A 21,624-nucleotide genomic window follows, 5' to 3' on the forward strand; every position below is an offset into this window, starting at 1 on the left:
GTGACCCTCATCACATCACTACCGTGTGCTTCATGAGATCGATATCCAAGCTCCACCCTGGAGGATCAACATGAGTACCCTCGATTATTCGGACTTTACGAAAGTCCAACACTCCGATCAGTTCCAAAAGCTGCGGCGCACACACCGTAGCTTCGTCTTCCCCATGACCGTGATCTTCCTGATCTGGTACCTGGGATTTGTCATCGTGGCGGCATTCTTTCCTGAGTTCATGGCTATTCAGGTCTTCGGCAATATCAACTTAGGCATCCTGCTGGGTCTCGCCCAGTTCATCACCACGTTCATTATCACCGGCGCCTATGTGTCCTATGCGAACCGCAAGATCGACCCGATTGCTACCGATCTTCGCGAATCCATGGAAGCCGCAGGCGCGGGAGCACCGGAAGATACAACTGACGACACCAACTATGCGTCTTCAGGTCAGGGTTCAGGAGATCAGTCATGACACAGTTAGCTATCCTCAGCGCCCAGGCTAATGAGGGACTCACCACCGAGGTGGGTAGCCCCTGGGCAAATATCGGTATTTTCCTGGTCTTCGTGGCCATCACGCTCTTCGCGGTACTGCGGGCCTCCAAGAAAACTAAAACGGCCGCGGACTTCTACGCCGGTGGTCGCTCATTTACCGGCACGCAGAACGGTACCGCGATTGCCGGGGACTACCTTTCGGCCGCATCCTTCTTGGGTATTGTTGGCGCGATCGCGATCTATGGCTACGACGGATTCTTGTATTCGATCGGTTTTTTGGTCGCATGGCTCGTCGCGCTGCTCCTCGTAGCTGAGATGCTCCGCAACACCGGTAAGTTCACCATGGCGGATGTGTTGAGTTTCCGCCTCAAACAGCGCCCGGTTCGTATCGCCGCTGCAACCTCCACGTTGGCAGTCTCAATTTTTTACCTGTTGGCACAGATGGCCGGTGCTGGCGCACTGGTCTCTCTGCTACTAGGTATCGACTCCGGCGTGGGTCAGTCACTCGTCATCGCCGTCGTCGGTCTGCTGATGATCTTCTACGTCTTCATCGGCGGAATGAAGGGCACCACCTGGGTACAAATCATTAAGGCTACGCTGCTGCTTATCGGCGTGGGCATCATGAGTGTCTGGTTGCTGGCACTGTTTGGTTTCAACTTCTCCGGACTGCTCGGCGAAGCAGCCTCCGTTGCGGGCACAACAGACATCCTGGATCCAGGCCAGCAATACGGCGAATCCACGTTGACCAAGATGGACTTCATCTCGCTGGGTCTTGCCCTGGTTCTTGGTACCGCCGGCCTGCCACACGTTTTGATGCGTTTCTACACCGTGCCAACTGCAAAGGAAGCACGCAAATCTGTTGTTTGGGCTATTTGGCTCATCGGCGGTTTCTACCTGTGCACCCTGGTGCTCGGCTTCGGAGCAGCGGCACTCGTCGGCCCAGAAGCAATTACAAATGCGCCGGGCGGACAGAACTCCGCGGCACCGTTGCTGGCGTATGAACTGGGCGGCACCCTGTTGCTCGGTGTGATCGCAGCTGTTGCTTTCGCTACCATTCTGGCTGTAGTCGCCGGTCTGACGATTACCGCTTCGGCATCGTTTGCCCACGACATTTACGGTCAGGTCATCAAGAAAGGCAAGATCGATTCCAAAGGTGAGATGCGAGCAGGACGTGCGACTGTAGTTGTCGTTGGTATTCTCGCGATCCTCGGCGGTATCGGCGCCCAGGGGCAGAACGTTGCGTTCCTCGTTGCACTAGCCTTCGCGGTGGCGGCTTCGGCGAACCTACCAACCATCATCTACTCACTGTTCTGGAAAGGGTTCACCACTCGCGGCGCACTGTGGTCGATGTATGGCGGTCTGGGCGCATCAATCGGTCTGATTCTCGTCTCGCCGGTGCTATGGGGTGCGGAGTCGTCCTTCTTCCCAGACGTAGATCTGGCGCTCTACCCACTGACAAACCCTGGCATCGTCTCGATCCCGCTGTCCTTCCTGCTGGGTTGGATCGGTTCGAAGACCTCGAAAACTCGCGAGGATGTCAGCAAGCAGGCCGAAATGGAGGTTCGTTCGCTGACCGGTGTTGGCGCTGAAGAAGCGACCGATCACTAAAGCGAAGGGACTCACCACCACGGAACAACACAAAACCGGGTCCCCGTATTCATTACGAATACGGAGACCCGGTCTTTCTGTTGGAAGGTGTTTAGGCTGAGTGCTGTGCTGCCTGCTCCAGGCCGTTGCGTACGGCAGCGTTCAGCGGTGCCGGGATGACGACGGTGCCGTCTTGGATCGCGATGAGGTCCATAGCTTCCAGCTGACGCAAGCGTGGGATGAGTGTCTCGTCGACGTCACCATTGCCAAGTGCGAACTGCGCGGTCCGTGCTGCTGCATCGCCTTCGGTCGCGTAGGTCAGGGTTGCACGAACGTAAGTGGCCACGAGTTCTTCGGCTGCGTCGAGCTGTTCAAAGTCCTCGAAACCGAAGGCCTGTGCACGAGCACCGGGTTGTACCTTGGTCGAGAGAACTTCGATGAGCTGGAACTCCTGGAGTGCTTCGAGGAAGGCCATGAGTTCTGGGAGGGCCTGTGCTGATTGCACATAGCGAGTTGGCTGTGTGCCAGCGACTACGTTGAGATCGGTGTCCGATGCAGGGGCTTCTGCCGGGTCCTGTTTTTTCGCAACGCCTTCAGCCTCGATGCCGATGGTCGCGGCAACGTCTTGAATGTCAGCGCGCTTGGGTAGACCTGTGCCGGTTACCGGGTGCGAGTCACCCATCCACTGCTGGAATTCTTTGACGCCGGCCATGAAACGAGTTTCGACTATCGCGGTGTAGCGGCCCCTCACATCAGTCTGGTCGTCCGCTGGTGCGGCGGTGTCGGCCGCCTTCTCCTGGGTTTTTGCAGCGGGTTTCGGCTGTGCTGCTGGAGCTTCTTTCGCCGGTGCTTGCTTCACGGCTGATTCTGCCGCAGGCTCAGCTGCTGGTTTTGCAGCAGGAGCTTCGGCCACTTGCTGTGCGGGCAGGAGCTCGTTCAGGACGTCGTCAAAAGAGGCTTCGCGGTGCTCGGCCAGTGCAGCGACGGCTGCGGCCACCATGTAGGCACCTGCTCCGACGACCGCTGACTCGGGGTTGCGGCGCAGCAAGCTGCCGATGGATCTGTACGCGCGGCCTTTGCGAGCCAGCGCTTCTACGTCCGGGGTGATTTTCCGGACGGAACGTGGCGCTTCGCGTTGGGATACGCGGGCCGAGCCGTTTTGTAGTGCGCCGCTGGCGTACCAGGCATCCAGGGATTCCATGGCGACACCGGTCACGTGACCGGCGCTTGGGAGACCTTCCTCTGCCTCCGGACCAATTCTCCCGAGGATCTCCACGGCTTTATCGTGTTGTTGGGCATCTAATGCCTGCGAAATATCTCGCAAAGTATTAATAGTGCGTGCTCGTTCATCACTCACGGGGGTCATCAGCTCCAAGTTGTGGCGTTCAATAGCACGAGCCATGGCGGTCTCGAGCTGGCTCGGGTCGACGTCGTCGAGGTTGTCTACATCAATGCCGTCTGCGGACAGCAACGGGGCGAGCTGTTGCATGAGCTCGTCACCCTGCTCCGGCATGTGTTGCATGCCGGACTGGGCCAGCATGTCTTGAAAATCTGGGTCGTGAGACCGCGACGTCGAATCTGTCATAAGGTGACGGTACCAAAAATACCCGGGAAATTTGCGGTGAACGGCGCGTCCACGGCAAAGATGTGCCCGGCATAACGCCCTTAGAAGAGCACGCCAAGTCCGATCAGAAGCGGCGGAGAGACCGCAGCCGCGACCCACACGGCCCAGGATGCGCGACGCTGCTGAGAACCAAGTGGTGTCCAGACAGCCAACGAGACAAGCGCGACGTAGCTGAGCCCAACGACCCCCATACTGAAGCTCGTAACGTCGCCACCTATCTCTCCACCCAGAAACGGCAGGGCCCTATCGAGCGGCGATGGAATCGGCCCTATATGGTCAGCACCGCCGAGGCCGAGCACGCACAGACTAAAGGCCCACCAGTGCACAGCAAAAACAGCGCTCACACCACTGGGTGAATACCTGAATCCCCGTTTTTTCAACACAAATCGTGGCAACCATCCCAATAATCCGGAAAGCGCCACGACGATCGGAGACAAGATGATGAGGAACAGTTTCTCCATGCTACCGGGCATGCTTACCTTGATAACGATCAGCACGGCCGGCAACAACCACACGAGCCACAGCCAAATATTCCAGGTGAGCCGGTTGCTCAACGCTCCGTCTAAAACCTGCTGCGTCGGCAATGCAGGGCGTGAACCATCTGGGTGGTGTGTGTGCCCATAGCTGCGCTCCTGCGGCATGTGGCCCTCTCTCGCGTGTTTGAAACTGCATATTTTGTGTGCACTACAGTATGCGCAAAACCTTGGGACCGCGACGCCGGGGATTCAAGCTCTTACCGCGCCGCTGCTGTTTTACACGCTTTCTAACCAGCACATATGATGTATATCACAGTACTATCCTGTTTTCTAACGAGAGGTCCGTCCATGACGTCCAGCGTTGCCATCCTCGGTGCAGGCCCTAGCGGGCTCGCACAATTACGCGCCTTCGATTCTGCGCGGCGCCAGGGTGCAGATATCCCCCGCCTCGTGTGCTACGAAAAACAACCCAATTGGGGCGGCCAGTGGAACTACACCTGGCGTACCGGCTTGGACCAAAATGGCGAACCCGTCCACAGCAGCATGTACCGGTATCTCTGGTCCAACGGCCCCAAAGAGTGCCTCGAGTTCGCCGACTACTCATTTGAAGAGCACTTCGGTCGCCCGATTCCTTCCTACCCACCCCGGGCGGTGCTGCAGGATTACATCATGGGCCGGGTAGAACAGAGTGATGTACGGCAGTACATTGAGTTTGAAACCGCGGTTCGATGGGTCAGCTACGACGAAACCACCGAACGCTTCACCGTCACGGTCATGGATTATCAGAACAACAGGCTAAAGTCTGAAGAATTCGACTGGGTTGTTGCGGCTACCGGTCACTTCTCGACCCCAAATATGCCGTATTTTGATGGCCTAGAAACGTTCCGCGGCAGAGTGATGCACGCCCATGATTTCCGCGATGCACGAGAGTTCGTTGACAAGCACATCCTCATGGTCGGCAGCAGTTACTCCGCCGAAGACATCGGCTCGCAGTGTTATAAGTATGGAGCCGCCTCGGTGACCTTCAGTTATCGTTCTGCACCGATGGGCTATGACTGGCCGCATCCGCTCAAAGAAGTACCACTGATCAGCAGCGTCGACAAAAATACGGTTCGCTTCATCGACGGCACCGAAGAGCAATTCGATGCGATCGTGATGTGTACGGGCTATCTGCACCATTTCCCGTATCTACCCGACGACCTCCGCCTGATTACCGCAAATCGGATGTATGCACCAGACCTGTATAAGGGTGTGGTGTGGGAGAAGAATCCCAAGCTGATGTACCTAGGGATGCAGGACCAGTATTTCACGTTCAATATGCTCGATGCACAGGCCTGGTTCGCACGCGATGTGATACTGGGCCGCATCACGCTGCCAGATGCTGAGACCATGCACGACGATGTGCTGGATTGGCTCGACCGCGAAGCCCAAATCGAAGATTCCAACGATGCCATCGATTTCCAGGGCGCCTACACCAGGGATCTCATCAGCATGACCGATTACCCGGACTTTGCCGTAGAGGAACAGGCCGAACTCTTCAAACTCTGGCTGCAACATAAACAAGACGACATCATGGGGTATCGCAACCAGTCCTACCGCTCGACCATCACCGGGACGCTGGCACCACCGCTGCCCGATCATTGGATGGAGCTGTTAGACGACTCGCTCGAGACATTCATGACCAGCACCCTAGAAACGCGGGCGGCCACCGACGAACCCCGAACGGCCCGGTCCTAGGTCACCGGTTCATAACCGGTCCGTGACCACCCGGTGACCTGATCGAGCAGCCCCACCCAGATTTCTGATGCCGTGGGGAATACCGGGATTGCGTGCTGCAGCGTCGATACCGGCACCTGCCCGGTGATCGCGATCGTTGCGGCATGGAGCATCTCACCGGTTTCTGGTCCCATCAGGGTCGCGCCCAGCAAATACCCGGTGGTCTTGTCAACTACGATCTTGCCTTTGCCGACGACGTCGTCACGCAATAATCCGGCTCCCACAACGTCGGCAAAATCAACTTCACCGGTGACCACCTCATAGCCGGCCTCAGTAGCCGCTTCTTCTGTGAGCCCAACCGATGCAACCTGTGGATCGGTAAAGACCACCTGTGGGGTCGGTGGTTCGATCGAGGGCTCATCGACCTGCTGGCCCAGGAATCCGGCCGCAAATTGTTTGGCCTGGTATTTTCCCATATGCGTCAGCTGGTGTTTGCCGCCGGCATCGCCCAGTGCGTGCAACCAGTCAGGCGTGCGCTGCTCCAGAACGTCGTCAGCACTGAGACCTATCGACTCAAGGTTAATCGACTCCAGTGCAGGACGGCGTCCCGTAGCTAGCAGCACCTCATCAGCCTGTAATGTCTCACCTTCTGAAGTCCGGATCGAAACGGGTCCGCCCTTCACCTTGCCCAGCCCCTGGTCCATACCATCGGGACGTTGGACCTGGGTGGCCTCGGTGTAGAAGCGGACGTCGATACCGGCGTCGCTGAATTGATCGGTCAGAATGTCGGAGACGAATGGTTCAGCGCTGCTCATCAGGGACCCTTCGCGCACCAACATGGTGACTTTCGAACCCAGCGAATTCATCCAGCTGGCTGCTTCGCATGCGACCGCACCCGCACCAATAATGACGAGGTGGGCCGGTACATCCTGTACCGACGTGGCATCTTGCGAATCCCACACCGGGATACCTTCGAATACCGGTGGGATATTCGGGGTGGTTCCCGTCGTCACCACGACGGAGCGAGTCGCCCGCAGCGTTTGCGCTGCACCATCACTACCGTGTACTTCAACGGTGCGCTCCCCGTTGAGTTGCCCGTGGCCACGCACAACGGTCACACCGGAGGATTCCAGCGATTCTTCCTGACCGGAATCATCATAGTTGGAGACCTGTTCATCGCGTCGCTTCAGCAAATCATCGGCGCCGACACGGGAACCTCCTACACCGCGCAAATGCTGGGTGGTGGCGGCCACTTCGACCGGACGCAGCAGTGCTTTGGAGGGCTTACACGCATAATATGCGCAGTCCCCACCGACGAGGTCGTGTTCTACAATGACCGGCTTGAGACCCTGTTGTGCGACGGCGAGCGCTAAAGTTTCGCCAATCGGTCCGGCGCCAAGCACGATCAGATCAAATTCTTGTGTTTCGGTGGTTGAATCAGTGGCAGACATGGCTCCTCCTTTGGTTGAGACCACGTTGCAAAACGTCTTCTGCTCTCTCCATCCTCTCCGCAACTCCACCGACACGTCTAGGGCTGAGGTGGACGAGGATCCTCGAGCATTTCGGTTCGCCCCGATTCGTGTTTGCATGGAGGCATGGCGAATTATTTCGATCTGACACACCAGGACCGCGACTACCTGCAGCGATGCGTACAGCTGGCCAAAGAAGCTTTGGACGACGGCGATGAACCGTTTGGGTCGCTACTCGTCAGCGCCGAGGACGAAGTGCTCTTTAGCGATCGGAACCGGGTATCTGACGGTGATCGCACCCGGCACCCGGAGTTTGCGATTGCCCGCTGGGCAGCAGAGCATCTCACCGAGGAACAACGGGCCAGCGCCGTCGTCTATACGTCTGGAGAACACTGCCCGATGTGCGCGGCAGCTCACGCATGGGTGGGGCTTGGGCGAATTGTCTACGCCACCAGTAGTGAGCAACTCTCCGCGTGGCACCAACAGTGGGGTATTGAAGCGCGCCCGGTTGCGACACTGCCGATTAACGCCGTGGCGCCGGGTGTTCACACGGCAGGTCCGGATACTGCACTCGCCGAGCAGGTCCGGCAGCTGCACCTGCAACTGCACGGTATCGAGCAACAATAGATCACCCTTTGCGGTCCTGACGACGCCGCCAAATGGTAGCCGGTGCTGTGCCTACGGTCTAGGCAGGTTGTACACCCGCGGCCAACATCGCCTCTCGGACGGTTTGCCCGATGCGCTTCTGTGCACCAGCGTCGCCGTCGAGAATCGATTTCAACCCACCCTGATATGTGCCATCAACACTGGTGGTGCGTCCGGCCCACAGCAGTTGGCTCAGCCCAATGTGGCTGATCTGTGGATCCTGCGAGGCCACTTGTTGAGCCGCCCGAATTTCTTCTTCTTGCTGCGGTGAATGTGGCGCGGCGGAGGCAGACCCCACGCCGGCGAGGATCACTTTGCCCGCCGGTGTCAGCAGGGTGATAGCTCCGGAGAGTTTGCTGAATTTGAGCTGGAGTTGGCCGGGTGCAGCGTCAAGCAACACCTGCTCGGCTGTCGCAACGTGGATGCGACCCGGCGAAATGGTCACAACCGCCGGTGTGCTCTTCGACGTCATCATGCGTGCGAAGTGATACATGCCGATTTTCATTGGTGTTGCTGACATAGTAGGCCTTTCGGTAGGTGCATTATTCAGCAGTCGCTAAAGGATTAAAGTATGTGGCGCAAGTTTACTCTAGCGAGGTCCACGAGCTCAGAACCCTTGCCACTCAACACGGTTCGCAGAGCATATAGCGAGAAACCTTTCATCTGCTCGGCGGAGATAGTTGGTGGGATGGTCAGTTCTGCTCGTTCTGTGACGACGTCGAGCACCGCCGGGCCATCGTGGGCCAGGAATTCTTCCACTGCCCGGGGTAGGTCTTTGCTGCGTTCAACGTGTTTGCCCCAGATCCCCATCGCTTCAGCGACTTTTGCATAGTCGGGGTTTTCTAGGTCGGTGGCAAACGGTACGAATCCGCCGGCTTTCATTTCCAGTTCAATAAAGTTCAGCGACGAGTTATTGTAGACGACGATCTTGACCGGAAGGTTGTGCTCACGCACGGTGAGCAGCTCGCCCAACATCATGCCCAGTCCGCCGTCTCCCGCCAGCGCGATGACTTGGCGATCACGTGAAACAACTTGTGCACCCATACTCATGGTCACCGCATTGGCCATCGAGCCGTGGGCAAATGAGCCGATCACACGACGATCTTGGGTTGTATGGAGATAGCGCGAGGCATAGACCACCGGTGATCCGACGTCCGGGATAAATACGGCATCGTCGCTGGCTTTCTCATCGAGCACGCGGGTGAGGTACTGCGGGTGTATTGGTCGCGAACCGCGCGATGGCCGGGCCAAATCATCGAGCTTGGACCGGGTCTTCTTGTAGTGGTCCAGCATTTTCGACAAATGTCGCGAGGATTTAGCCGGTTTCAGCAGCGGAAGCAGTTCGCGGATCGTGTCTTTGGCAGTGCCCACCAGTGGGACTTCAACGGGCACGCGTTTGCCAATTTGTTCACCACGACTATCGATCTGGATCACCGGGACATCTTCGGGATAGAACTGTCGATACGGCAGATCGGTACCGATCATCAGGAGTGCTTCGGCATCAATCATGGCTCGGTACCCTGAGGTGAAACCCAACAAGCCGGTCATGCCGACGTCATAGGGATTGTCGTATTCGACGTGTTCTTTACCGCGCATCGCGTGCACGATGGGCGCTTGGATTCGCTCAGCGATTTCTAGCAGCTCATCGTGAGCGCCTGCCACACCAGCCCCGGCCAAGATGGTGACCTTCTTACAACTATTCAACAGCTCGGCTGCACTGTTGAGCTCTTCGTCGGCGGGCAGGATCCGAGAATTGGTGGCCTTGATAATCTCTGGTTTGGCATCCGGAAGCTCGGTGACGAACATCGAAGCACTGATCACCAAGACAGCCACACCGCGTTTTTCGACTGCGGCACGCATGGCAATGGTCAGCAGCCGCGGCAATTGCCCAATATCGCTGACGTGTTCAACATAAACACTGCACTCGCGGAACAGTTCTTGCGGATGCGTTTCCTGGAAGTAGCCGGTCCCAATTTCTTCTGCCGGGATGTGGGAGGCAATCGCCAACACCGGAACACGCGAACGCTGAGCATCATAAAGCCCGTTGATCAGGTGCAAGTTGCCAGGTCCGGCGGTCCCGGCCGTGACCGCGAGTTCACCGGTCATTTCGGCTTCGGCGGCTGCGGCAAACGCTCCAGCTTCTTCATGTCGAACGTTCATCCACTCAACATCTGAGTTCCGCATGGCATCGGTGAACCCGTTCAAGGAATCTCCCGCGATACCCCAAATACGATCGATCCCGTTGGCTTCAAATGTTGAAATGAAATGTTCTGCGACGGTCGCCATGCTTCCTCCTGAATAGTTCGAATGCACAGCTCGCAAACCAGATGTTTGCGAATCTGAATTCTGTCTTCCACGCTACAGGACAGGTATTTTTGGCGGAATGCTCGCACTGCCTGACGACATGATTGTTCAATCATTACAGCCCAGGCCAGCAACCTTTTGCCGCAAGAGTGGGCACCGAGTGTCAGCACGTTTGGTCGGGGTGTGCCATAGCGCACCGTCATTCCAGCATTGACCCACTACGCTTGAACCAAGAAGAATCAACACCATCGCAAGTGTCCCCTAATGAAGTGAGGTCAACTATGAAAATCTTGAGTTTTGGTCGTGTACTGACCCTCGGCGTCGGTGTAGGTATTGGTTACCTCCTTGGCAACCGTGAAGGTCGCGCACAAGCAGAAGAAGCCGCTCGTCAGGCTCAGCGCACGATTCAGCAATTCTGGAATGACCCGAAAACCCAGGAACGGGTACACGAGACCTCCGGTCGCATGGCTGATGCCGTTAAAGAGAAAGCACCTGCACTCGGCGGTGTAGCTGACACAGCAGCCGATATGTTGGACAAATCCACAGGTTATGATTCAAACGATGCACCCGAACAGGCCAACAGCCCTAATGCAAACCCGGGGAACGAAAAAGCCGGCCACGAAAAGAAGCACGTCAACGGAGACACCATCAGTGATCCGTCCGAGTCGCTAGAAGAAGAAGGTGGCACCACCGCCACTCGCCGCTAAATACAACTCATACTGCGTGCCATGACGGTGCGTGCCTGCTCCCCGGTGTTGGCTTCAATGGCCTATTCGACACCGGGGAGCAGTATTTTATCCACGCTGTTGCTGTGATGGAGACGTGATGGACACCGATCAAGCGTTGCGCGAGCAGCTCCACGCCCTGTGGGCCACGGTCGGCTGCTTTGTCGTAGGGGCGACTCTTGGCTTCATCACGCTGCGGGGCGAGCAATACGAAATTTTTGGTACCGGTCCGGCGGCCATACAAACCGCAGCCATAGCAGCCTCGGTAGCTGCACTGGCTTTTATTCTCAGCACGGTGTTCTATCGCCGTGGTGAAACCTGGGAGATGCCCCGCTGGCAAAAGCTCATTTCCAATGTGTCCGCGATTGCGATCACGCTGGCCATGGGTGGGGTCACCGCAATTGGCGTGCTATTAGCTGGCCAAGTCTTAGCTACCGGGCTCCAAGGTTTAGAATTCGGCCCCGTCGGAGGTGGAATCCTAACCGGTGTTGCTGCGGGACTGAGCGGCAGACTCGCCTTCCAGGCGGGTATCCACTTGAGCACACGAAACCTTGCGGCCCTATTATTCTCCTACCTGATCATCGGCACGGTCTTTGCCATGACCACCGCGACCGATCCAACCTGGTGGGAGCGAAACTTCTCACAGCTCGGCGCCGGCAGTGGTGCCTGGGCATTCAACGGTACATTGATCATCGCGGGTCTGCTCATCGCTACGGTCGGTTCCTACATTGGGCGCGATCTCCACCGGCTACTCGAAGATGATGCCATCCCCCGTATCGCCACCGTCGTTGGCATTTGGTTCACTGCCGGAATTGCGCTGACCGCTGTCGGTCTCCTACCCATTGACCAGCTACCCATGCCGCATAATATTGCGGCTTTCGCGATGCTCTTTCTCCTGATGGCAGCAGCCGGTTATACGCAGTTCGTGCTCCCTGATCCGCCATTGGTTCTCAAAGCGGTCACGGCCATGATGGTCATCCTGGTCGGCGTCTCGACGGTGCTCACGTTTTTGTTTTCCGTCATCAGTGTTACCGCGCTGGAGAGTATCGTCGTCGGGCTCGCATTGCTGTGGATGACGACGTTTGTGCGTGTGCTGGGGCTCCTGACGCCAGAGATCTCACTGGCCTCGCAACGACGCTGGCTGCTACCAACACCCCTGCTCGCCCGCCAACAAACAAGAAGCACGAAGAAGCGCATGTGACTCAATCACTCGCAGTGATGGCCTGCAATTTGTCGATGAGATTGCAAACTCGCTACACGGTCCAATCCTGCTTCCGGTGGAGCCCGCAACAACGAAAGTCGCACGCACCGTAACACCGGGCGACGAATTTCAATTTGTGTTCGACCTCGGAGATTTCTGGGTGCACCGCTGTACTGTGGAAACCCATAAAGTCGACCCCATGGAAGTATTAGGCATCAAGCCAAAAGACCCACTGGCATACTGGGGTTGGGCCAAGATGCCCGATCCAATGCAAAACAGGATCTGGCCTGCGTTCGAACAGTGACCTTCGACCGCAACCATGTCTAATACAAAAAACCGGTATCTGAACTAGCACTTGCTTCATCAGATACCGGCTGATTGTGGGCCCTGCGGGGATCGAACCCGCGACCTGCGGATTAAAAGTCCGATGCTCTACCTACTGAGCTAAAGGCCCTGGTCGCGATGACCGCTATACGATTGTAGCCTATTTTGCTGCGGAACAAAATTTGCCGCATTGACTGTTATTTAGAGCCGCACCTGCTTTATGCTGTCGTGGTGTACGCGTCTCGTATCAAGGAGGACGTTTGAGTTATCAGCGCGGCGGATCAACCGGTCTACCATTCCGCAGACCCAAACTGATGCCGCTCGAAAGCTTTGAACACCAGCCGGGTGGTTTGGATCCTGCTGAGGTGTACTCTGCGGCTCAAACCGTGGCCGCGCATTTAGTGGCCACCGGTCAGGACCCCGACGCAAAGGACGCTACCGTGGACTGGTTGGTTGACCTTGTTGACGACGTCGGACTCGATACGATGGCCGAAATGTGGTCAAACGCCCCAGCGGTCACGTTTGGTGGGGCTCTGTGGCGGCTGTATACCCTTCAACAAGCGACCCGTCGCGATGGTGAAATGTGGGCTGCTTGGTACCGAGCGGGCTACGACGCGTATGCATCACGTGTTATCGCCGGCGCCACGGAACCACCCCACGCCAAGGATCTCCAGCACCTGATCTCCCAGATTCTGACCGGGCTCTACTCGGGGGATTTTGCCATCGCTCTAGAACGTGGCGGAGCCTACGCCCGGGTCATTGCCGCCGGCCAGCACCAGCACGCCGAACGGCTCGAAGATCTCAACCCGGAAGCTTCTGCCGCCCTGGAACACCGCTCGGTCAAACTCCAGCGCACCGCAACCGAATTAGAACTATGCGCCACCGCCTGGCGTCAGGGCCGACTGGATGACGCCCACCCCAGTGAACTACCGCGGAATTAACGCGTCAGATTGTTAACTTTCGGTGTGTAAAGTGACCAGATATGAAGCTGTCTGTAACGCACCTATTTTCTGCCGATGAATCAGGTGCGGCCCAAGTACGAAGTCTTGCAAAACTTCTCGTGGAATCGGTGGACCTGGTAACCCAAATGTTTGGGGCCTCCCCCGAAACCGGAACCGAACTTGATGCCAAGCTCGACAACCTCAACGCAAGAGCTTCCCGCAATACCAGCACCATGCTGACGGCGCTGCGTAGTTCTTACCTCACCCCACTCCCCCGCGAAGATCTCTACCTACTCGGCACCTGGATCAACCGTGCGGTCGAGGCCGTGACCATTACCGGAACGATCATTCACGCGACCCGCCAGTACCGTCTGCCAGCTCGCGCCGGCGACGTGTTGGAGATCCTGACCCGACAGGCTGATCTCGTCCTGGATGCCGCCGAACAGCTCGACCAGGTCGATGATCTTGAGAGCACCTGGATGCATCTGGAACGCCTCACCCACCAGGCCCATCGCGCCCTGGTCACCTGGCGCCTCACGGATGCCGATGAACTCCTGGCCCGCCACTACTACCGGCAACAGGAAGTCGCTCGGTCCCTAGAATCTACCTTCATGACCATCCGCGAATTTTGTACGCAGCTAGGACGGATCCTGGTGCGTGATTCCTAGTGAGCACTTTGATTCTGCTCACCGCGGTTTTTGTCCTCACCGCGGCATTTAGTTTTGTCGTGGCAGGCCGCGACACCCCCAACGCCGTCGCTCTGCCCATCGCCTCCGGTGCGCTCACACCCGCCAACGCGGTCGCCATGACCGCCCTGATGCGTATGGTCGGCGCGGTCATGGGGGTCAGCACGATTCAGTTCTTTGCCGCAGAATTCGTCGCACTGGTGCCGTCCGGTAACACCGGTTTATCAATCACCGCCGTCGGGGTCGCTGTGGCATTAGCCTGGGCAATTTTTACCTGGTGGCGCGGCGTCGCCGTCTCATCTTCACATGCCCTCACCGCCTCAATTACCGGCGGTGCAGTAGCCGTCTCATTATTCAATACCGAACACCTGAGCTGGCCAGATTTATCCCCGATCTCAATGGGGATCATTATTTCGCTGTTTGCTTCACCAATTTTGGCGATGTTGGTCGCCTGGCTTCTAACGATCCCGGTCACCTGGTTCGCCAAGGACACGGCACCGCATCGGGTCAGCTACGCAGCCCGCGGCACGCTGGCAATCGGGGCTGCGGCAAATGCCCTCGGCCACGGAGTCCAGTACGGGCAACGTATCTACATCGTGCTGCTGATGTCTATCGCGGCAGCTGATGTAGAACCCTTCCCCACCTGGATCATGGCGGCGTCCGTGGTGCTACTTCTGGGTGTCGGGAGTATCCTCACAGCTTGGCGCGTGAACTACACACTGGCCCGTCGAATCACGATTTTAGATCCGCTCCATTCTGCGATTGCGTCATCGACGTCAGCCCTGCTCTTACTGGTCGGGTCATTCATGCTGCACATCCCGCTGTCATCGTCGCTCACCACGGTGGCAGCGATCACCGGGGCGGGCACCGCACAGAACAACGGCGTGGTCCGTTGGGTTCAAGTCTTGCGGCTCATGAGCTATTTCTTTGCTACCGTAATCATCTGTGCGGCGGTAGCGTTCGCAGCCGTCGGAGCCATCACAGCACTGACCTAGCGCAAGCCATTGCGTGTGCTACACCACGCTGAGACAATGAACTATGGCAGTCACACTCAGAGCACTCGAAGTCGCTGTACCCGAAACCGTCCTCCATCAGGCTGAGGTTCGCGATATATTTGCCTCCCAACCCGGCATCAGTCGATTGGCCACGCGCCTCGTCAACGCCAGTTTTGACGCCTCGGGAATCGAAACCCGACACAGTGCCGTCACCGAGATGGATCTGCAAGAGCAACCAGCATCCAACGGTTCCCCACAATTCTTTGACCCGACCAACCGCGAGATTCTCAACCCCAGCACACGTGTTCGCAACGATGTGTATGTCGACGAGGCGACGAAACTCTATGTCGACGCCGCTGACGCTGCAGTCACCGCATGTGAGGCATCGACAACACCGACGTGACCCATGTGATCACGGTGTCGTGCACAGGATTTTTCTCCCCGGGGCCGGACTACCGAATCGTGCGAGGCCTCGACCTCAATCCCTCGGTGCAGCGTTATCATCTGGGATTCATGGGCTGCTACGCGGCGTTTCCGGCCATGCGGCAAGCCAAGACCATCTGCGATGCCGATCCCGATGCTGTCGTGCTGGTGGTGAGTGTGGAATTATGTAGCATCCACGTTCGAGTCTCCAATGATCCCGATACCATCCTTGGCTCATCGCTATTTGGCGACGGTGCGGCGGCCGCCGTCATCACCGGCCGAGACCTGAATGGCGAACGCGCGCTGCAGTTGGACCATTTTGAAACCGTGATCACCCCGGTCGGCGAGGAAGCGATGGCTTGGAATATTGGCGACAACGGATTCGAGATGGTACTGGGGACCTACGTTCCAAAAATCATCGATGCGCATATCGTCGACGCGCTAGCTCCCCTGCTTGCCCACGATCAGACGCTGGAAGCACGCGAGTACCGTGAAATCGAGCACTGGGCGATTCATCCGGGTGGCAGAAGCATTCTCGACAAAGTCGAAGCCAAACTGGAGCTCGGCGCCGATCAGTTGGTCCCCTCCCGCGAAGTATTGCGCCGCTTTGGGAACATGAGTAGCGCCACGGTGATGTTTGTCCTCAAGGAGATCCTGGAGCAACCGGGCTCTGGTGGCGGCGAGCGCATCTGCAGCATGGCCTTCGGGCCGGGACTAACCGTCGAGACGGGCCTCTTCACAACCGTCGGTGCCAATCCGTGAGGCGGACCGTCGTGCCCAAACTGCAGGACCGCGATAAAGACGCCGTCGAGCGGATGGACGATCCCAACTGCGACCTTGCTAAACTTCATCGCACCTATGCGCAGTTCCAGCTCGTCAACCGTGTGGTTGCCGGCTGGCAGCTGACATACAGGAACTCCCTACGTCCCGTATTGCGCCACGACCGTCTCAATACTCTGCTCGACATCGGCGCAGGTGGCGCCGACGTGACCCGGGCGATCGCTGGCTGGGCACGGCGCGATGGTTTTCATCTGCATATCACCGCAGCCGACCCCGACGAGCGCGCCTATGCCTGGACAAGCCACCGTGACCCAGCCGGCGAAATAACGTATCGACAAGCATTGAGCTCAGATCTCGTCGAACAAGGCGAGACCTTTGATCTGGTGATTTCCAACCACCTGCTACACCACCTAGACGATGCAGCGCTGCAGGGGCTCCTCCATGATTCCGAAAAGCTGGCTCGGATTCGGGCAGTGCACAGCGATATTCGTCGCAGCCGCCTAGCGTACGCGTTATTTTCGGTGGGTACGTGGCCCTTCTTCCCCGGGTCGTTCATTCGTGAGGACGGGCTAACATCCATCCGTCGCAGCTATACCGAAAATGAGTTAGGCGCCGTCGCACGCCCCTGTTGGCGAGTACACGCCCAACATCCGTGGCGGAACATCCTGAGCTTTGATGCCGCAGACGCTACTGCGGCAGGTCCATGATGGCTGCTTCCACGGTTCGTAGCTGCGACGTGCTGATTACCGGGGGTGGGCCCACCGGGCTGGTGCTTGCTTGCCTGCTGGCGATGGAGGGGGTCGACGTCGTCTTACTGGAACGACGCACCCAGCCCAGGGGACATTCCCGTGCAATCGGCCTACACCCGCCGGCCCTAGCGGTGCTGGAGAGGCTTGGACTGGCAAGCACCGCGGTCAACGAAGGCGCCCGCGTCCACGCGGGTGCTGCCTACAGCCGGGGCCGCCGTCAGGGCGCCCTCAGCTTCGAACGGGCCTGGCCAGAGACGCCGTTTGTGTTGACGCTGCCGCAGAATCGTACCGAGGCGTTACTTTCCGAACGACTTGAACAACTGGCACCGGGTGCATTGCAGTCAGGGTGGGAGCTCACCGAGTTCACCGAAGTCCCCAACGGTGAACAACAGGGCCGTCAGCCCATTCAGGCGACGGCTCGCGCCACCAACTCAGGCTCACCAGACCCTGGCGTTGAAACCCACTGGGAAGCGGAAATCCTTAACGGTGCAGACGGGCCACATAGTCTGGTGCGCCGCATGTCAGGCATCTCCGTCCAGGCAAAGGTAGTGGACGACACCTACATCATGGGTGATTTCGCCCAACCCCCCCCGATACCGAACATCGCGAAGCGACAGCGGCCATTTTTCTGGAACCAACCGGTGTTGTGGAGTCGTTTCCGCTACCCCGACGGATGCGCCGTTGGGTGGCGCATACCGGCACAGCGTTGATGCACCAATCTCCACGCGAGCTAACGGATTTGGTCGCAGAACGTACCGGGGTCTCGGTGGATCCCGAAACCTGCACGATGATCAGTGCTTTCAACATCCGACGACGTCTGACGAAACAGATGGTTGCGGGGCGGCGTCTGCTACTGGGCGACGCCGCGCATGAGGTGAGTCCGATCGGTGGTCAGGGAATGACACTGGGTTGGCTTGACGCGGTAGAAGTCGCGCCGCTGCTGGTCCAGGTGTTGACTGACCACAACACGGCGCCGCTGGAACTATTGCAACCTTTTCAAGCGTTTGGACGCCAACAGCGCAGCCTTGCCAAAACCGTTGCCCGACAGGCTGAGCTTAATATGGCTCTTGGTAGGCCTATGTCCCCGGTGGCTGCCTCGATCCGGGATGCTGCGCTACGGACGGTGTTGTCGACCAGAATGCGGCATCGCTTTGCACAAGCCTTCACCATGCGCCAGCCACTGGGCGGTAGTGAAATTCTGGTTCCGGGGTGATGGTTTTTGGTTTCCTTGCGTACCACTCGACAGTGAAGATAGAGTGACTACTAGATGTCGAGCTGCGGTACCCCCGGGCTCCAAATCATCAGCCGCTTCGAGCGGCCACACGCCGTGAGGCGTGCCCGGCTCGGCATCGTTAGATTTGAAAAAGCCCTGACCAAACGGTGGTCAGGGCTTTTTGCGTTCGTGTCTAAACCGCTGGGTTAGCCGAAGCGTCCGGAGATGTAGTCTTCGGTCTGCTGGTTGGCAGGGTTGTTGAAGATCGTGGTGGTGTCATCGTATTCGATGAGTTTGCCCGGTTCACCAATGGCCTGCAGGTTGAAGAACGCCGTCTTATCGGCCACACGGGCTGCCTGCTGCATATTGTGGGTCACGATGACGACCGTGTAGTCCTTCTTCAACTCGTGAATCAGGTCTTCGATCGCCAATGTGGAAATCGGGTCGAGCGCTGAAGCTGGCTCGTCCATCAGAATCACATCTGGTTCAATCGCGATAGTACGCGCGATGCACAGACGCTGCTGCTGACCACCAGACAGGCCACCGCCGGGACGATCTAGACGATCCTTGACCTCGCCCCACAGGTTTGCACCGGTGAGGGAACGTTCGAGCACGTTGTCTGCTTCAGATCGGCTCAGGCGGATGCCGTTGAGCTGGTAGCCGGCCAACACGTTTTCGCGGATTGACATGGTTGGAAATGGGTTCGGACGCTGGAATACCATGCCCACGGTTGAACGCACACGAACCGGGTCCACGTTGGGGGCGTTGATATCTTCGTCGTCCAGCAGGATTTTGCCTTCGGCGCGAGCTCCGGGAGTCACCTCGTGCATGCGGTTCAACGTACGCAAGAAGGTGGTCTTGCCACAGCCAGAAGGACCAATGAATGCGGTCACGGAGCGGGGTTCAATATCGATATTGATGTCGCTGACGGCGAGGAAGTCGCCGTAGTAGCAATCAAGATCGACGGTCTGGATGCGTTTAGCCATGGTTGTATTTTATCCTTCTGAAAGATTCAAAGACTTCGAAACGACTACTTGCCAGTTTTCGGAGCGAAGTATTTAGCGATTGCACGAGCGGCGAGGTTGAGCCCCATCACGATGACGATCAGTACCAGCGCACCTGCCCATGCACGTGCAGTGGACGGGTCACCCGCAGCCGGCGCCGTCGGGTTGATCAGCTGACGGTAGATGAATACTGGAAGGGCTGTCATCCATTCGGAGAACGGGTTCCAGTTGGTCATTGCAACATAGCCTGCGGTCACCAGAATTGGTGCCGTTTCACCGGCGACCCGCGCGATAGCCAGGGTGACACCCGAGGCAATGCCCGACATGGCGGTTGGCAAGACGACTTTCATGATGGTGCGCCATTTCCTAACACCGAGGGCGTAGGAGGCTTCACGGAGTTCGTCAGCGACGACCTGCAGCATCTCTTCGGTAGAGCGGACGACCACCGGGATCATCAAAACACTCAGCGCAATGGCAGCGGTGAACCCGGTTTTGACCGACTGCAGTGCTTGTGGTGAAGAACCGATGGTCAGCTCAACGATCAGGGTCATGCCCGCGAATGCGAAGAGACCAGCCACAATCGATGGGATACCGGTCATCACGTCGACGAAGAACCGGATACCGCGGGAGAAGGCGTTACGGTTGCCGTATTCAGTCAGATAGATCGAGGCGAACAGTCCCACGGGGATCGAGATGACAGAGGCCATCAGCGTGATCATGATGGTCCCGACCAGACCGTGGAGAATACCGCCCTGCAGCGATGCCCCTTCGTTTTGTGTGGCGATATCATCTGCGCCAGCAACGCCCGCCATGTCAGCGGTCAACAGGCCAGGATTCGAGATGAGTGTCGGTAGACCCTGGGACACTACCGACCAGATAACAGAGATCAGTGGGATCAACGCAACGATAAACGAGGTCCACACGAGGTGGCGCCACAATTCATCGGTTGCCTTGAGGCGATCCTCTAACACCCTTGAGACCACATACATGCTGCCGACAAACAGCACACCGGCGATGACGCCGAAGCCGATAACACTAAAGGATTCGAAGGCAACCAGGGTGATGAGCAGCGAAAGGATCGCAGACCCTGCAGCGGCTGCCATCCACGTCCAGGTGGGTTTCCGGTGGGCAGTCAGCGAGTCCAACCGAGATTTCTGATGTGTCTGTGGCGTCATGTCTTCTGGCTTCTTCCGACCGTCTGGATCCTGTTGCGAGCCCTGTGGCTTCGAGTTGGCACGCGAGCGAATTTGGGAACTCACGACAATCCCTCAGCTTTCTTCGCGTGGCTGTTGACGATAGCCCTTGCGATGACGTTGACGACCAAGGTGATCACGAACAACATCAGTCCGGCTGCTATCAATTCGGCCTGGCGTTGTCCGAAGGCTTCTGGGAAGTTCAGCGCAATTTCTGACGGGATGGTCGCATTAGCACCTGATGTCACAAGCGACCAGGAGAAGCCACCTGCCGACAGAACCATGGTGACCGCCATGGTTTCACCCAGTGCGCGTCCCAAAGCCAACATGATTGAGGAAATGACACCGGCACGAGCGAATGGGAAAACTGTCATTTTGATCATTTCCCAGCGCGTTGCGCCAAGCCCTAGCGCAGCCTCTTGCTGCAGGTGCGGGGTCTGAAGGAATATTTCGCGACACAGTGCAGTGATGATCGGCAGGACCATGACTGCGAGCACGACACCTGAGGTCATGAGCGTACGGCCGGTGTTAGTAACGTTTGGATCTCCCGCAAACAGCGGGATAAAGCCCAGGTTGTTGTGCAACCAGTGGTAGATCGGCACCATTGCGGGTGCGAGTACAAGCATGCCCCATGCGCCGTAGACGACCGAGGGAATGGCGGCCAGCAAGTCAATGAGGTAGCCAATAGGGTTCGCGAATCGGCGTGGTGCGTAATGGCTGATGAACAGCGAAATGCCGATGGCGATCGGAGTGGCCAGCAGTAGTGCGATGACCGAGACGATAACGGTACCCGCCATCAAGGGCCAGACATATGACCAGAAATCTATAGCTTCGTCTGCGCCGGGCCCAAACGTCTCTGGCATGATTGCCGGCAGAGACCGGATGAGCAGGAAGGCAGCTACGAATGCCAGCACGACCAGAATGATCGCGCCACCGGTCCATGACAGGCCAAAGAAGACTTTATCCCCCACAGCCGACGTGGTCCGCGCGGTATTTTTCGTGCGCGGGGATGTGGATGTCACGTTGTACTCCTGTTACGTTCTTATTTACTCTAGGGGCTATTCAGGCCGATACCATCGCATGTGG

The 21,624-nt window shown here is 57.8% G+C and carries 21 protein-coding genes, 1 tRNA gene and 1 pseudogene; 14 read left to right on the forward strand and 9 right to left on the reverse strand.

Going from position 1 to position 21,624, the window contains the following annotated elements:
* The first annotated feature begins 70 nt into the window (after window positions 1-70).
* Both G583_RS14250 and G583_RS0104225 read left to right on the forward strand, forming a co-directional pair.
* Window positions 71-463 carry a DUF485 domain-containing protein gene (locus G583_RS14250; protein ID WP_022869949.1) on the forward strand — a complete coding sequence of 131 codons (393 nt, stop codon included), beginning with the start codon at window positions 71-73 and terminating at the stop codon, window positions 461-463.
* On the forward strand, window positions 460-2,091 hold the full coding sequence (locus G583_RS0104225; RefSeq protein WP_022869950.1) for a solute symporter family protein: 1,632 nt from the start codon (window positions 460-462) through the stop codon (window positions 2,089-2,091). The genes G583_RS14250 and G583_RS0104225 overlap by 4 nt, the downstream gene beginning before the upstream one ends.
* Before the next feature lie 91 nt (window positions 2,092-2,182).
* On the opposite strand, the gene G583_RS0104230 is transcribed toward G583_RS0104225, so the two are convergent.
* Together G583_RS0104230 and G583_RS0104235 are read right to left on the reverse strand one after the other, a co-directional pair.
* Complete coding sequence (locus G583_RS0104230; protein WP_022869951.1) at window positions 2,183-3,655, reverse strand: hypothetical protein; 1,473 nt, start codon at window positions 3,653-3,655, stop codon at window positions 2,183-2,185.
* An 80-nt stretch (window positions 3,656-3,735) separates the two neighbouring features.
* Complete coding sequence (locus tag G583_RS0104235; protein WP_022869952.1) at window positions 3,736-4,335, reverse strand: hypothetical protein; 600 nt, start codon at window positions 4,333-4,335, stop codon at window positions 3,736-3,738.
* A 183-nt stretch (window positions 4,336-4,518) separates the two neighbouring features.
* On the opposite strand from G583_RS0104235, the gene G583_RS14255 reads away from it, so the two are divergent.
* The gene (locus G583_RS14255; RefSeq protein WP_022869953.1) at window positions 4,519-5,907 is read left to right on the forward strand and encodes an NAD(P)-binding domain-containing protein; all 1,389 of its coding nucleotides are present in this window, start codon (window positions 4,519-4,521) and stop codon (window positions 5,905-5,907) included.
* Here G583_RS14255 and G583_RS14260 read toward each other — a convergent pair.
* Complete coding sequence (locus G583_RS14260) at window positions 5,904-7,337, reverse strand: dihydrolipoyl dehydrogenase family protein (protein WP_022869954.1); 1,434 nt, start codon at window positions 7,335-7,337, stop codon at window positions 5,904-5,906. The genes G583_RS14255 and G583_RS14260 overlap by 4 nt on opposite strands.
* A 144-nt stretch (window positions 7,338-7,481) precedes the next feature.
* Here G583_RS14260 and G583_RS0104250 point away from each other — a divergent pair, with 144 nt between their 5' ends.
* Complete coding sequence (locus G583_RS0104250; protein ID WP_022869955.1) at window positions 7,482-7,982, forward strand: nucleoside deaminase; 501 nt, start codon at window positions 7,482-7,484, stop codon at window positions 7,980-7,982.
* 58 nt (window positions 7,983-8,040) lie between these two features.
* Here G583_RS0104250 and G583_RS0104255 read toward each other — a convergent pair whose 3' ends face one another.
* Complete coding sequence (locus G583_RS0104255; RefSeq protein ID WP_156832043.1) at window positions 8,041-8,520, reverse strand: hypothetical protein; 480 nt, start codon at window positions 8,518-8,520, stop codon at window positions 8,041-8,043.
* A gap of 44 nt (window positions 8,521-8,564) precedes the next feature.
* Entirely contained in the window at window positions 8,565-10,286 is a 1,722-nt protein-coding gene (poxB, locus tag G583_RS0104260; protein ID WP_022869957.1) for a ubiquinone-dependent pyruvate dehydrogenase, read from the reverse strand.
* A 299-nt stretch (window positions 10,287-10,585) separates the two neighbouring features.
* Here poxB and G583_RS16220 point away from each other — a divergent pair, with 299 nt between their 5' ends.
* The 3 genes from G583_RS16220 (at window position 10,586) to G583_RS0104275 (ending at window position 12,534) form a co-directional block, all read left to right on the forward strand.
* Entirely contained in the window at window positions 10,586-11,011 is a 426-nt protein-coding gene (locus G583_RS16220) for a hypothetical protein (protein ID WP_022869958.1), read from the forward strand.
* A gap of 118 nt (window positions 11,012-11,129) precedes the next feature.
* Window positions 11,130-12,230, forward strand: coding sequence for a DUF998 domain-containing protein (locus tag G583_RS14270; RefSeq protein ID WP_022869959.1), 1,101 nt, complete (start codon window positions 11,130-11,132; stop codon window positions 12,228-12,230).
* Between the two features lie 76 nt (window positions 12,231-12,306).
* Window positions 12,307-12,534, forward strand: coding sequence for a hypothetical protein (locus G583_RS0104275; RefSeq protein WP_022869960.1), 228 nt, complete (start codon window positions 12,307-12,309; stop codon window positions 12,532-12,534).
* 77 nt (window positions 12,535-12,611) lie between these two features.
* On the opposite strand, the gene G583_RS0104280 is transcribed toward G583_RS0104275, so the two are convergent.
* Window positions 12,612-12,684: transfer RNA gene (locus G583_RS0104280), tRNA-Lys, on the reverse strand.
* Window positions 12,685-12,814: 130 nt separating this feature from the next.
* Between G583_RS0104280 and G583_RS0104285 the strand changes: the two genes are divergently transcribed.
* The 7 genes and pseudogenes from G583_RS0104285 (at window position 12,815) to G583_RS16230 (ending at window position 18,341) form a co-directional block, all read left to right on the forward strand.
* A complete protein-coding gene (locus tag G583_RS0104285; protein WP_022869961.1) occupies window positions 12,815-13,495 on the forward strand; it encodes a hypothetical protein in 681 nt (226 codons plus the stop codon).
* A 41-nt stretch (window positions 13,496-13,536) separates the two neighbouring features.
* A complete protein-coding gene (locus G583_RS0104290) occupies window positions 13,537-14,163 on the forward strand; it encodes a hypothetical protein (RefSeq protein ID WP_022869962.1) in 627 nt (208 codons plus the stop codon).
* Window positions 14,163-15,176 (forward strand): inorganic phosphate transporter, encoded by a 1,014-nt coding sequence (locus G583_RS0104295; RefSeq protein WP_022869963.1) that lies wholly within the window; start codon window positions 14,163-14,165, stop codon window positions 15,174-15,176. The genes G583_RS0104290 and G583_RS0104295 overlap by 1 nt, the downstream gene beginning before the upstream one ends.
* Window positions 15,177-15,219: 43 nt before the next feature.
* A pseudogene (locus G583_RS14275) lies at window positions 15,220-16,361 on the forward strand (type III polyketide synthase).
* 11 nt (window positions 16,362-16,372) lie between these two features.
* Complete coding sequence (locus G583_RS0104305; RefSeq protein ID WP_245540570.1) at window positions 16,373-17,086, forward strand: class I SAM-dependent methyltransferase; 714 nt, start codon at window positions 16,373-16,375, stop codon at window positions 17,084-17,086.
* Window positions 17,083-17,838, forward strand: a complete 756-nt coding sequence (locus G583_RS16225) for an FAD-dependent oxidoreductase (RefSeq protein ID WP_084677235.1) — start codon at window positions 17,083-17,085, stop codon at window positions 17,836-17,838. The genes G583_RS0104305 and G583_RS16225 overlap by 4 nt, the downstream gene beginning before the upstream one ends.
* Window positions 17,838-18,341, forward strand: a complete 504-nt coding sequence (locus G583_RS16230; RefSeq protein WP_169558764.1) for an FAD-dependent oxidoreductase — start codon at window positions 17,838-17,840, stop codon at window positions 18,339-18,341. Before G583_RS16225 ends, G583_RS16230 begins: the two co-directional genes overlap by 1 nt.
* Window positions 18,342-18,547: 206 nt before the next feature.
* On the opposite strand, the gene pstB is transcribed toward G583_RS16230, so the two are convergent.
* From pstB to pstC, 3 genes are all read right to left on the reverse strand, one after another.
* Window positions 18,548-19,327, reverse strand: a complete 780-nt coding sequence (gene pstB, locus G583_RS0104315) for a phosphate ABC transporter ATP-binding protein PstB (protein WP_022869965.1) — start codon at window positions 19,325-19,327, stop codon at window positions 18,548-18,550.
* 44 nt (window positions 19,328-19,371) lie between these two features.
* The gene (pstA, locus tag G583_RS0104320; RefSeq protein ID WP_051129643.1) at window positions 19,372-20,520 is read right to left on the reverse strand and encodes a phosphate ABC transporter permease PstA; all 1,149 of its coding nucleotides are present in this window, start codon (window positions 20,518-20,520) and stop codon (window positions 19,372-19,374) included.
* Between the two features lie 80 nt (window positions 20,521-20,600).
* Entirely contained in the window at window positions 20,601-21,560 is a 960-nt protein-coding gene (gene pstC / locus G583_RS0104325; RefSeq protein ID WP_022869967.1) for a phosphate ABC transporter permease subunit PstC, read from the reverse strand.
* Between the last annotated feature and the right edge of the window lie 64 nt (window positions 21,561-21,624).

Origin of the sequence: Yaniella halotolerans DSM 15476 (assembly GCF_000420805.1) — a bacterium.
Taxonomy (GTDB): domain Bacteria; phylum Actinomycetota; class Actinomycetes; order Actinomycetales; family Micrococcaceae; genus Yaniella; species Yaniella halotolerans.